Consider the following 12,887-nt stretch of genomic DNA (forward strand, 5'->3'; position numbering starts at 1 on the left):
GCCGCCGCGCGGGCCGCGGCGCTCCGTCCTGGCCGCGCCGGCCGCGCGCGCGGTGGCGCCTGCATGCGTTCGCGATACGGGGCTTAGGGATAGTCGCGATGTGGATTCGTGCCACCCCGGTACAATCGACCGGACAACAACGAGGCAGCAACAGAACATGGAAGAGGACGACATCGTCGCCGGATGGGCCGAACGCGTCCGCGCCGCCAGTGCCGACGGCCGGCCGCTGCGGATTCGCGGCGGCGGCACCAAGGACTGGTACGGCCAGGCGCTGGACGGCGAAATACTCGACACGCGCGCGTTTCAGGGCGTCGTGTCGTACGACCCGGCCGAACTCGTCGTCACGGTGCGCGCCGGCACGCCGCTCGCACAGCTTGAAGCCGTGCTCGCCGAGTGCGGCCAGATGCTGCCGTTCGAGCCGCCCCACTTCGGCCGCGCGGCCACCGTCGGCGGCTGCGTCGCGGCCGGCCTCGCGGGCCCGCGCCGCGCGACCTGCGGCGCGCCGCGCGATTTCGTGCTCGGCGTCACGCTGATGAACGGGCGCGGCGAAATGCTGCGCTTCGGCGGCCAGGTCGTGAAGAACGTCGCCGGCTACGACGTGGCACGGCTGATGGCCGGCGCGCTCGGCACGCTCGGGCTGATGCTCGACCTGTCGATCAAGGTGCTGCCGGTGCCGGTCGCCGAAGTCACGCTGAAGTTCGAGATGACCGCGACCGACGCGGTGCGCAAGCTCAACGAATGGGGCGGCCATCCGCTGCCTGTCAGCGCGAGCGGCTGGCGCAACGGCACGCTCGTGCTGCGGCTGTCGGGCGCCGAGGCCGCCGTGAAATCGGCGAAGACACTGCTCGGCGGCGAAGTCGTCGACGCGGTCGAGGCCGAGCGCTTCTGGGCCGGCCTGCGCGAGCATACCGACCCGTTCTTCAACGGCATCCCGCCCGGCTATGCGCTGTGGCGCCTGTCGCTGCCGTCGATCACCGAACCGATGCACCTGCCCGGCACGCAACTGATGGAATGGGGCGGCGCGCAGCGCTGGTGGATCACCGACGCCGATGCGCAGACGGTGCGCATGAGCGCGAAGCAGGCCGGCGGCCATGCGACGCTGTTCCGCGCGGGTGACACCTACGACCGCAGCGCGGGCGTGTTCACGCCGCTGCCCGCACCGCTGATGAAGATTCACCGTGGGCTGAAGAGTGCGTTCGATCCCGCACGCATCTTCAATCGCGGCCGGCTTTACCCCGATCTTTAGGGTCTGTTTACATATGGAACGCACATGCGAATGCCCGAAATCGCTCGTAGGGCAAGAAGTAAGGAGCGCCGTTTGGCCGAGCCAAACAAGCGACGAGCGACGCCGCCATACGGGCGATTTCGGGCATTCCCGTGACATGTTTTTTTAAATTTGGGGTTGCCACGAGAACGGCCGCTCGCCGCGTTGCGCTCCTTGCGAATACGTCAGTATTCGCGGCGTCCCGCGCCTCGCGAGCGGCCGTTCTCGTGGCAACGCATGCGCGTTCCATATGTAAACAGACCCTAAGCTGATGCAAACGAATCTCGCCGATTTCATCCGCAACACGCCCGACGGCGACGAGGCCGACGCGATCCTGCGCAAGTGCGTGCATTGCGGCTTCTGCACCGCGACGTGCCCGACCTACCAGCTCCTCGGCGACGAACTCGACGGCCCGCGCGGCCGTATCTACCTGATCAAGCAGATGGTCGAAGGCGCGCCCGTCACGCGCAGCACGCAGCAGCACCTGGACCGCTGCCTCACCTGCCGCAGCTGCGAGACGACGTGCCCGTCGGGGGTCCAGTACGGCCGGCTCGTCGAGATCGGCCGCAAGCACGTCGAGGCGCAGGTCGAACGCCCCGCGCAGCAGCGGCTCATGCGCCGCGTGCTCGCGAGCGTCGTGCCGAACGCGGCGCTGTTCTCGCCCGTCATGCGGCTCGGCCAGCACGTGCGGCCGCTGCTGCCGAAACGGCTGCGCGACAAGGTGCCGCCGCGCACGCGGCTGCTCGAATGGCCGCAGCGCACGCATCCGCGCAAGATGCTGATGCTCGGCGGCTGCGTGCAGCCGTCGATGCTCCCGAACATCAACATCGCGACCGCGCGCGTGCTCGATGCGCTCGGCATCGAGACGGTCGTCGCACCCGACGCCGGCTGCTGCGGCGCGATCCGCCTGCACCTGAACTATCACGACGAAGCGCTCGCCGACGCGCGCCGCAACATCGACGCGTGGTGGCCGTATGTCGAGCAAGGCGCCGAGGCGATCGTGATGAACGCATCGGGCTGCGGCGCGACGGTGCTCGAATACGCGCACCTGCTGCGCGACGATCCGGCCTATGCGGAGAAGGCCCAGCGCATCGTGGCGCTCACGCGCGACATCTCCGACGTGCTGCTCGCGTTCGAGGCCGAGATCGCGACTCTTGCGCGCCGCCGCGCCATCCATACCGTCGCGTACCACCCGCCGTGCACGCTGCAGCACGGCCAGCAGTCGCGCGGCAAGGTCGAGCGCCTGCTGGAGACGCTCGGCATCGACGTGCGCCTGCCGGCCGACAGCCACCTGTGCTGCGGGTCGGCCGGCACGTATTCGCTGACGCAGCCGTCGCTGTCGTACCGGCTGCGCAAGCAGAAGCTGCTGAAGCTGCAGGCGCTCGAGCCGCAGATGATCGTGTCGGGCAACGTCGGCTGCATCGCGCATCTGCAGAGCGGCACGCAGATTCCGGTCGCGCACTGGATCCAGCTCGTCGAGCATCTGCTGTACGGCTGACGCGCACGGGCGGCCTGGCCGGCGCCCCGTCCGTATAATGGGCGAATCGATGCGGCGCGTGCCGTGCCGCATCCGGTGCCCCGCATCCGGCGCCCCATTCGTTCACCGTACTTGCCGCCGTACCCGCTTCCGTGCCTGCTCCCGTGCCCGTCATGTCCGATTTCGCCGCCCGTCTCGACTCCGTCCACCGCCGCATCGCCGACGCCGCCCGTGCGGCCGGCCGCGATCCCGCCACCGTCTCGCTGCTCGCCGTGTCGAAGACGTTTCCCGCCGACGACGTGCGCGCCGCGCATGCGGCCGGACAGCGCGCGTTCGGCGAAAACTACGTGCAGGAATCGATCGACAAGATCGATGCGCTCGCCGATCTGCGCGCCGAGCTCGAATGGCATTTCATCGGCCCGCTGCAATCGAACAAGACGCGCGCGGTCGCCGAACGCTTCGACTGGGTCCATTCGGTCGACCGGCTGAAGATCGCGCAGCGTCTCGCCGAACAGCGCCCCGCGCACCTGCCGCCGCTCAATGTGTGCGTGCAGGTGAACATCAGCGGCGAGGCGTCGAAGAGCGGCGTCGCGCCGGCCGACGTGGCCGACGTCGCGCGCGCGGTCGCCGCGCTGCCGACGCTGCGCCTGCGCGGGCTGATGGCGATTCCCGAACCGGCCGGCGATACCGACGCGCAACGCGCGCCGCATCGTGCGCTGCACGCGCTGTTCGACGCATTGCGCGCCGAGGGCCTGCCGCTCGACACGCTGTCGATGGGCATGTCCGCCGATCTCGAAGCGGCGGTGCTCGAAGGCGCGACGATCGTGCGCGTCGGCACCGCGATCTTCGGCGCGCGCGACTATGCGCACTGAGCGCCGCCCGTTTTCCGCATTTCCGTTCACCTACCTGCTCAATCGGACATCATGAAAATCGCATTCATCGGCGGCGGCAACATGGCCGCGGCACTGATCGGCGGCCTGATCAAGCGCGGCGTCGCCGCTGACGGCCTGTATGCCATCGACGTCAACGAGGACGCCCGCGCGCGCACCGCGCAGCAATTCGGCATCCGCACCGGCGCGGCCGTCGACGCGACGCTCGCCGACTACGACGCGATCGTGCTCGCGGTGAAGCCGCAAGTGCTGAAGGACGTCGCGCAGGCGCTCGCCCCGCATCTGCAATCGCAGCTCGTGATCAGCATCGCGGCCGGCATCCGCGGCACCGATCTCGCGCGCTGGCTCGGCAACTACGCGCGCGTCGTGCGCACGATGCCGAACACGCCGGCGCTGGTCGGCATGGGCGTGACGGGCCTTGCCGCGCTGCCGGGCGTCGACGCTGCCGGTCGCGAGCTCGCATCGAACGTGCTCGGCGCGGTCGGCGAGATCGTCTGGTTCGACGACGAAGCGCAGCTCGACGCGGTCACGGCGATTTCGGGCAGCGGCCCGGCGTACGTGTTCTATTTCATCGAAGCGCTGCAGGAAGCCGCGCGCCGTCTCGGCATGAACGACGAACAGGGCCGCGCGCTCGCGGTCGCGACGTTCGCGGGTGCCGCGCAGCTCGCCGCGCAATCGGGCGAACCGGCGAGCGTGCTGCGCGAGCGCGTGACGTCGAAGGGCGGCACGACGGCCGCCGCGCTCGCGTCGTTCGACGCGCAAGGCGTGAAGGAGGCGATCGTGCGCGGCGCGCTCGCGGCAGAGGCACGCGCAAAGGAAATGGGCGACGAGCTCGGCCGCGCATAAGCGTGGCATAAGCGTGGCGACCCAGGCCGGGGCTCTCCCGGCATCGGTAACAAAAAAGCGGCCGAGGCCGCTTTTTTGTTGGCATTGCGCGTCGGGGCGACGCGCTCGCGCACAGTCAGTAGGCCGCGGACCCGGCCAGCAGGTAATGCGCGGCAATCCCCGCGAACAGCGCGCCGCCGAGCCAGTTGTTGTGCCGGAACGCCGCGAAGCACGGCATCCGCTCGCGATCCTTGATCAGCGTGTAGTGATACAGCGCGCAGCCGACCGCTGCAGCCCAGCCGGCCCAGTACACGAGCCCGAAGCCGAGCGTCACGCCGATCCACACGTAGATGCCGAGCGTCACCGCATAGCACGCCATCACGGCCGCGACGTCGAAGCGGCCGAACGTCAGCGCGGACGTGCGAATGCCGATCTTGATGTCGTCGTCGCGGTCGACCATCGCGTATTCGGTGTCGTAGGCAACCGACCAGAAGATGTTCGCGATCAGCATCACCCAAGCCAGCATCGGCACCGTGTCCTGCACGGCCGCGAACGCCATCGGGATCCCGAAGCCGAACGCGATGCCGAGGTACGCCTGCGGAATCGCGAAGAAACGCTTCATGAACGGATACGAGCCGGCGACGAACAGCGCGACGACCGACAGCTCTTTCGTCAGCGTATTGAGCGGCAGGATCAGCAGGAACGCGATGAACGACAGCACCACCGCGATCGCCACGGCTTCCCATGCGCGGATCTTGCCCGACGTCAACGGCCGGTCGGCCGTGCGCTTCACGTGGCGGTCGAAATCGCGGTCCGCGTAGTCGTTCATCGCGCAACCGGCCGAGCGCATCAGCAGCGTGCCGAGCACGAAGATGACGAGCAGCGGCCAGCGCGGATGACCGTCCGACGCGATCCACAGTGCGTTGAGCGTCGGCCAGAGCAGCAGCAGGCTGCCGATCGGCTTGTCCATCCGGACGAGCCGCAGATACAGGGGGAAGCGGGCAAGCATGGCGTGGCACCGGGAACAGAATCCCGGCATTTTAGAGCCGAGCGGCGGTTCCCGTCATGTCGGGAGGGCCCGGGTCCGCGTGCGGTGGCCTGCACGGCGGCCGGCCGGACCCGCTGCAGGCGGGCGGACGGCCGATGCGGGTCGATCGGGGGACAGATGCATGAGCGGTGCGCGGCCCGCGTCGGCCGGCGATTCATGCGGATGCAATGCCGATGCGATCCGGCCGCGGGCGACCTGGACCCCGTTCGAAGTCGAACACCGGTCGAGCGCCCGGCCGATCTCCGCTTGATACCGGTTGATACCGGCCGCACGACGCACGACCGGCTGGACCGCGCCTTTTACGCGAGCAGCGACCGCAGCATCCACGCGGTCTTTTCATGCGTCTGCAGACGCTGCGTGAGCAGGTCGGCGGTCGGCTCGTCGCTCGCCGCATCGGCGATCGGGAAGATTTCGCGCGCGGTGCGCACGACCGTCTCGTGCCCCTCGACGAGTTGGCGGATCATCTCTTCGGCCGCCGGCACGCCGTCCGCTTCCGGTACCGACGACAGTTTCGCGAAATCCGCGAACGTGCCCGGCGCGACGACGCCCAGCGTGCGAATGCGCTCGGCGACCGAGTCGACCGCGAGCCACAGTTCGTTGTACTGCTCTTCGAACATCAGGTGCAGCGTGTTGAACATCGGACCCGTGACGTTCCAGTGGAAGTTGTGGGTCTTCAGATACAGCGAAAACGTATCGGCGAGCAGGCGCGACAGGCCGTCCGCAATCTTCTTGCGGTCCTTGTCGCTGATGCCGATGTTGATCTGCGTGGCGTTGCCTTTCTTGGCCATCTTCGAGACTCCTCATTCGGAATGTTGAACCGGCGAAAATGCGCGAGCAATCCGCATGCCGCATCGCGCGGCATTCGTTCGCGACGTGCCAGTCTAGCGCGGCGAGCGTTTTGCTGCGCTCAACCGCCGGCGCCCGACACGAGCGGCGCGAGCGCGTGCAGCGTCTGCGCGGCGAGCTCGGCCGCCCCGCCGATGACGATCGCGAAACCGACGATGCGCCGTGCCAGTTCGGCCGGCGAGCGCATCGCTGGCGCCGAGAATGCGGCGCGCATGTTCAGCATCATTTGCGTCATGGTCGTCACTCCTTCGACAAAACCCTGGATCGGAAGAACGAACGGCCGGTCGCGCGACCGGCCGTTTCAGGTTGCAACGTGACGCGCTAGCGCATCACGTCATGCACGCGATTCACGCCATTCACGCGAGATCGAAGCGGTCGAGGTTCATCACCTTGTTCCAGGCCGCGACGAAATCGCGCACGAACTTCTCGTTCGCGTCCGCGCTGCCGTACACCTCGGCCAACGCACGCAGCTGCGAGTGCGAACCGAAGATCAGGTCGACGCGCGTGCCGGTCCACTTGACCTGGCCCGTCGCACGATCGCGTCCTTCGAACACGTCGTTCGCGGCCGACGCCGGCTTCCATTCCGTGCCCATGTCGAGCAGGTTCACGAAGAAGTCGTTGGTCAGCACGCCCGGACGCTCGGTGAACACGCCATGCTTCGAATCGCCGACGTTCGCACCCAGCACGCGCAGGCCACCGACGAGCACCGTCAGCTCCGGCCCGTTCAGCGTCAGCAGCTGGGCCTTGTCGACCAGCAGCGCCTCGGCCGGCGTCTTGTACGCATGCTTCAGGTAGTTGCGGAAACCGTCCGCAACCGGCTCGAGCACGGCCATCGCGTCGACGTCGGTCTGCTCCTGCGACGCATCCATCCGGCCCGGTGCGAACGGCACCGTCACCGCGACACCCGCGCTCTTCGCGGCCTGCTCGACACCGGCCGCACCGGCCAGCACGATCAGGTCGGCGAGCGACACCTTCTTGCCGTTCGCTTGCGCGTCGTTGAACGCCTTCTGCACACCTTCGAGCGTCTCGAGCACCGCCGCGAGCGCCGCCGGCTGGTTCACTTCCCAGTCCTTCTGCGGTGCCAGGCGAACGCGCGCGCCGTTCGCACCGCCGCGCTTGTCCGAGCCGCGGAACGTCGACGCCGATGCCCATGCGGTCGACACGAGCTGCGACACGTTCAGCCCCGTCGCGAGGATCTTCGCCTTCAGCGCGGCGACGTCCGCGTCATCGATCAGCGGGTGATCGACGGCCGGGATCGGGTCCTGCCACAGCAGGTGCTCGGCCGGTACTTCGGGGCCGAGATACCGGGCCCGCGGCCCCATGTCGCGGTGCGTGAGCTTGAACCACGCTCGGGCGAACGCGTCGGCGAACTCGGCCGGGTTCTCGTAGAAACGGCGCGAGATCTTCTCGTAGGCCGGATCGAAACGCAGCGACAGGTCGGTCGTCAGCATCGTCGGGCGATGCTTCTTCGAAGCATCGAATGCATCCGGAATCACTTCATCGGCATCCTTCGCGACCCACTGGTGCGCGCCGGCCGGGCTCTTCGTCAGTTCCCATTCGTAGCTGAACAGGTGCTTGAAGAAGTCGTTGCTCCACTTCGTCGGCGTCGACGTCCACGTGACTTCGAGGCCGCTCGTGATCGCGTCGTGGCCCTTGCCCGATGCGTACGTGCTCTTCCAGCCGAGACCCTGCTGCTCGATGCCCGCCGCTTCCGGCTCCGGGCCGACGCTCGTTGCGGGGCCCGCGCCGTGCGTCTTGCCGAAGGTGTGACCGCCGGCGATCAGCGCGACCGTCTCTTCGTCGTTCATCGCCATCCGGGCGAACGTCTCGCGGATGTCGCGTGCCGCCGCGACCGGGTCGGGGTTGCCGTCCGGGCCTTCCGGGTTCACGTAGATGAGGCCCATCTGCACGGCCGCGAGCGGGTTCTCGAGATCACGGTCGCCCGAGTAGCGGCTGTTCGGGCCGCCGCTCAGTTCCAGCCAGATCTTTTCCGAGCCCCAGTACACGTCGTCCGGTTCCCACGTGTCGACGCGGCCGCCCGCGTAACCGAAGGTCTTGAAACCCATCGACTCGAGCGCGACGTTGCCGGTCAGGATCATCAGGTCGGCCCACGAGATGTTGCGGCCGTACTTCTGCTTGATCGGCCACAGCAGCCGGCGCGCCTTGTCGAGGTTCCCGTTGTCGGGCCAGCTGTTCAGCGGTGCGAAGCGCTGCTGCCCGCCGCCCGCGCCGCCGCGGCCGTCGGCGATCCGGTACGTGCCGGCGCTGTGCCAGGCCATCCGGACGAACAGGCTGCCGTAGTGACCGAAGTCGGCCGGCCACCAGTCCTGCGACGTCGTCATCAGCGCCTGCAGGTCGCGCTTCACCGCCGCGAGGTCGAGCTGGTTGAATGCTTCCGCGTAGTCGAAATCCTTGTCCATCGGATCGGACAGCGCCGAGTGCCGGTGCAGGATGTTCAGGTTCAGCTGGTTCGGCCACCAGTCCCTGTTCGACGTGCCGCCGGCCGCCGTATGGTTGAACGGACATTTCGATTCGGTCGACATGCTTTTTTCTCCTTTGTTGCTCGTAGGCCCCCACTTGCCGGGCGCGGTTCGTGGAGCATTGCGGGGGGATGAAACGGAACAGGGTGATCCTGTCGTGCTATGCGGTGTCAGGCGCCGCTTTGGATGGGGGCTTCGGGATGTCGGACATGCGCTGCTCCCTCACGGCTGGACGGCGGGTGAATCGGGGGAACGCCGAACCGGCGTGCGGCGGCGCTCATCCGCCATACACACGATCGGCCAGGTACGCGAACGCAATCGGGCGCAGGCTGCGCGCCGCGGCCCTGGCACGATTGACGACTTCATCGCGCGACGGAATGTTCCGCTGCGCGTGCTGCAATACCGACCGCATCATGACATCCTCCTTTGACGCTTGCATTCAACGTGCAGATCGGACTTTCCCGAAGGCGCCGATCCATGCAGAGGATTCTATGCAAATCTATCGAATATTTGAATTTGATAAATTTCATCTATTCAATAGGGAAAAATAAACGGGGTCGCAAGACCCCGTTTACTGGTCCTCTTCACGCGCGCGGCAAGCGGCTCAGTTCATCGTCGCCGGCATGTCGAGCTTCGCGACGCCCGGCAGGTCGCACGCGGCGATCGCCTCGCTGATCGCGTCGATCGCCGGCATCCGCGTGAAGCTCTTGCGCCACACCAGCACGACGCGGCGGTCGGGCACCGGTTCGTTGAACGGCACGTACGACAGCAGCTCGGCATCCGGCCCGTTCGCGCGCGGGCCGACCTCGGCGACCGACATCCGCGGCAGCACCGTGATGCCGACGCCGCTCGCGACCATATGGCGGATCGTTTCGAGCGACGAGCCCTCGAAAGTCTTCTGGATGCCGTCGGCCGTCTGCGAGAAGCGCATCAGCTCCGGGCACACGCCAAGCACGTGATCGCGGAAACAATGGCCGTTGCCGAGCAGCAGCATGGTTTCCTGCTTCAGGTCTTCGGCGTCGATCTCTTCGCGCTTCTCCCACGGGTGGCCGGCCGGCAGCGCGACGACGAACGGCTCGTCGTACAACGGCCGCACCATCAGACCGGTTTCGGGGAACGGCAGCGCCATGATCGCGGCGTCGATCTCGCCCTGCTTCAGCAGTTCGAGCAGCTTGAGCGTGTAGTTCTCCTGCAGCATCAGCGGCATCTGCGGCACGCGCTGGATCATCTGCTTGACGAGCGTCGGCAGCAGGTACGGCCCGATCGTATAGATCACGCCGAGACGGAACGGGCCGACGAGCGGATCCTTGCCCTGCTTCGCGATCTCCTTGATCGCGAAGGTCTGCTCGAGCACGCGCTGCGCCTGCGTGACGATCTGGTCGCCGATCGGGGTCACGCTCACTTCGCTCGCGCCGCGCTCGAAAATCTGCACGTTGAGCTCGTCTTCCAGCTTCTTGATCGCCACCGACAGCGTCGGCTGGCTCACGAAGCAGGCTTCGGCCGCGCGACCGAAGTGCCGTTCGCGCGCGACCGCGACGATGTATTTCAATTCAGTCAGGGTCATTGTGGGTCAATCAGGTATATACAGGCGATAGGTTTAATTTATACACCCACTGGCACCGGTTCGCCAAGTTTCTCTGCATGGGGCCAGGCGGATAAACGCCGAAACGGGCGTTTTAAATCCGGCCCCGAGCGCACGAATCACGCCTTCAGATACTGCTCCCGCGCCCCGAGCCAGCGCGCGAGATGCTGTGTGACCACGTCGGGATACGCGTCGATCAGTCGCGCCGCGGCGTCGCGGGCCGGGTCGATCAGCCAGCCGTCGGTCTCGAGGTTCGCGAAGCGCAGCATCGCCGCGCCCGACTGGCGCGCGCCGAGGAATTCGCCGGGGCCGCGGATCTCGAGGTCGCGCCGCGCGATCTCGAAGCCGTCGGTGGTCTCGCGCATCGTCTTCAGCCGCTCCCGGCCGGTGAGCGACAACGGGCCCGTGTACAGCAGCACGCACACCGACGCGGCGGTGCCGCGCCCGACCCGGCCGCGCAACTGGTGCAGCTGCGCGAGGCCGAAGCGCTCCGCGTGCTCGATCACCATCAGCGACGCGTTCGGCACGTCCACGCCGACCTCGATCACGGTCGTCGCGACGAGCAGCTGCACGTCGTTGCGCGTGAACGCTTCCATCACGGCCGCCTTGTCGGCCGGCGACAGCCGCCCGTGCACGAGCCCGACCTTCAGCTCGGGCAGCGCCGCGGCCAGCGTCTCGTAGGTCTCGACGGCCGTCTGCAGCTGCAGCGTCTCGCTCTCCTCGATCAGCGGGCACACCCAGTACACCTGGCGGCCGGTCAGCGCGGCCTCGCGCACGCGCGCGATCACCTCGTCGCGTCGCGCATCGCCGACGAGGCGCGTAAGCACCGGCGTGCGGCCGGGCGGCAGCTCGTCGATCGTCGACACCTCGAGATCCGCGTAGTACGTCATCGCGAGCGTGCGCGGAATCGGCGTGGCCGACATCATCAGCTGGTGCGGCTGGAAATCGCGCGCACCGTTGGCCGCGTTCGCGGCCTTCGCACGCAGCGCAAGCCGCTGCTCGACGCCGAAGCGGTGCTGCTCGTCGACGATCACGAGGCCGAGCCGCGCGAATTCGACCGTGTCCTGGATGATCGCGTGCGTGCCGATCACGAGCTGCGCGGTGCCGAGCGCCGCGGCCTCGATCGCCGCGCGCTTGTCCTTCGCCTTCAGGCTGCCCGCGAGCCACGCGACCGACACGCCGAGCGGTTCGAGCCACGCGCGCAGCTTGCGCGCGTGCTGCTCCGCGAGGATTTCGGTCGGCGCCATCAGCGCGGCCTGGTAGCCGGCGTCGATCGCCTGCGTCGCGGCCAGCGCGGCGACGACCGTCTTGCCGCTGCCGACGTCGCCCTGCAGCAGCCGCTGCATCGGGTGCGCGAGCGTGAGGTCGTGCGCGATCTCGTCGACCACGCGCGACTGCGCGCCGGTCAGCGTGAACGGCAGCGCCGCGTAGAGGCGCGTGGTGAGCGCGTCGGCATCGGCGGCGGTGCGGCGCGGCATCGCGGGCGCCGCACGCGTGCGGCGCTCCTCGTGCGCACGCTTGAGCGACAGCTGCTGCGCGAGCAGTTCCTCGAACTTGATGCGCGTCCATGCCGGATGCGAGCCGTCCATCAGCGCGGCTTCATCGGAATCGACGCTCGGGTGGTGCAGGATCCGCACGGCCTGCGCGAGCGTCGGCACGCTGAGCGGCTTCAGGTAGTCGCGCTCGATTTCAGGCGGCAGCAGCTCGGGCAGCGGCGTGCGCTCGACCGCGTTCTCGATCGCCTTGCGCAGGTATGCCTGCGACACGCCGGCCGTGCTCGGGTAGACGGGCGTGAGTACCTGCGGCAGCGGCGCATCGGCTTCGACGACGCGCACGGCCGGATGCACCATCTCCATCCCGAAGAACCCGCCGCGCACGTCGCCGCGCACGCGCAGCCGCTGGCCCACGGCCATCTGCTTGACCTGCGACCCGTAGAAATTGAGGAAGCGCAGCACGAGCTGCTCGCCGTCGTCGTCCTGGATCTTCACGACGAGCTGGCGTCGCGGCCGGTACGCGACCTCGTTGTCGAACACGACGCCTTCGGTCTGCGCGATGCCGCCGGGCAGCAGTTCGCCGATCGGCGTGAGCGTGGTTTCGTCCTCGTAGCGCATCGGCAGATGCAGCACGAGATCGATCGAGCGCGTGAGGCCGAGCTTCGCGAGCTTGTCGGCCGTCTTCACCGGTTTGTCGGCGGCCGGCTTCTTGTTGCGCTTCGCGGCCGATGCACCCGGCGCACCTGATGCCCCGGCTGCGCCCTCTTCGTCGCCGCCCGCGGCCACGGCGGCGTCGGGCGCGGCGGCGGCCGGTTGCGCGAGCCGCCCGTCGGCGCCGCGCTTCGGGCCCGCGCGCCGCGCTGCCGCACCGCGCGGCGGCTCGGCTGGCACGGGCGATGCGGCGGCGTCCGCGTCGAACGGATCGGCGGAATCGGCAACGGCGGCGGAGGAACGGCGTGGTGACACAGGCATTGGATCGTCT

10 protein-coding genes are annotated in these 12,887 nt (G+C 68.1%); 4 read left to right on the forward strand and 6 right to left on the reverse strand.

All coding sequences use genetic code 11. The features are described from left to right. Positions 1-157: 157 nt before the first annotated feature. The 4 genes from glcE (at position 158) to proC (ending at position 4,477) form a co-directional block, all read left to right on the forward strand. On the forward strand, positions 158-1,246 hold the full coding sequence (gene glcE, locus C7H84_RS08515; protein ID WP_121858403.1) for a glycolate oxidase subunit GlcE: 1,089 nt from the start codon (positions 158-160) through the stop codon (positions 1,244-1,246). A gap of 289 nt (positions 1,247-1,535) precedes the next feature. Further along, positions 1,536-2,762, forward strand: a complete 1,227-nt coding sequence (gene glcF, locus C7H84_RS08520) for a glycolate oxidase subunit GlcF (RefSeq protein WP_121858404.1) — start codon at positions 1,536-1,538, stop codon at positions 2,760-2,762. Positions 2,763-2,914: 152 nt separating this feature from the next. Then, the gene (locus C7H84_RS08525; RefSeq protein ID WP_121858405.1) at positions 2,915-3,613 is read left to right on the forward strand and encodes a YggS family pyridoxal phosphate-dependent enzyme; all 699 of its coding nucleotides are present in this window, start codon (positions 2,915-2,917) and stop codon (positions 3,611-3,613) included. 51 nt (positions 3,614-3,664) lie between these two features. Next, positions 3,665-4,477, forward strand: a complete 813-nt coding sequence (gene proC, locus C7H84_RS08530; protein WP_121858406.1) for a pyrroline-5-carboxylate reductase — start codon at positions 3,665-3,667, stop codon at positions 4,475-4,477. Positions 4,478-4,592: 115 nt separating this feature from the next. Here proC and ubiA read toward each other — a convergent pair whose 3' ends face one another. From ubiA to recG, 6 genes are all read right to left on the reverse strand, one after another. Beyond that, on the reverse strand, positions 4,593-5,465 hold the full coding sequence (gene ubiA, locus C7H84_RS08535; RefSeq protein ID WP_121858407.1) for a 4-hydroxybenzoate octaprenyltransferase: 873 nt from the start codon (positions 5,463-5,465) through the stop codon (positions 4,593-4,595). Between the two features lie 338 nt (positions 5,466-5,803). Continuing rightward, positions 5,804-6,292, reverse strand: coding sequence for a non-specific DNA-binding protein DpsA (gene dpsA / locus C7H84_RS08540; protein WP_121858408.1), 489 nt, complete (start codon positions 6,290-6,292; stop codon positions 5,804-5,806). 119 nt (positions 6,293-6,411) lie between these two features. Continuing rightward, positions 6,412-6,585: a hypothetical protein gene (locus tag C7H84_RS36295; RefSeq protein WP_162999240.1), complete on the reverse strand. Its 174-nt coding sequence runs from the start codon at positions 6,583-6,585 to the stop codon at positions 6,412-6,414. Between the two features lie 121 nt (positions 6,586-6,706). Beyond that, entirely contained in the window at positions 6,707-8,893 is a 2,187-nt protein-coding gene (gene katG / locus C7H84_RS08545) for a catalase/peroxidase HPI (protein ID WP_121858409.1), read from the reverse strand. 541 nt (positions 8,894-9,434) lie between these two features. Then, complete coding sequence (locus C7H84_RS08550; protein ID WP_098549712.1) at positions 9,435-10,394, reverse strand: hydrogen peroxide-inducible genes activator; 960 nt, start codon at positions 10,392-10,394, stop codon at positions 9,435-9,437. A gap of 137 nt (positions 10,395-10,531) precedes the next feature. Further along, a complete protein-coding gene (recG, locus tag C7H84_RS08555; RefSeq protein ID WP_121858410.1) occupies positions 10,532-12,877 on the reverse strand; it encodes an ATP-dependent DNA helicase RecG in 2,346 nt (781 codons plus the stop codon). Positions 12,878-12,887 lie beyond the last annotated feature (10 nt).

The organism is Burkholderia sp. Nafp2/4-1b, assembly GCF_003635165.1.
Taxonomy (GTDB): Bacteria; Pseudomonadota; Gammaproteobacteria; order Burkholderiales; family Burkholderiaceae; genus Burkholderia.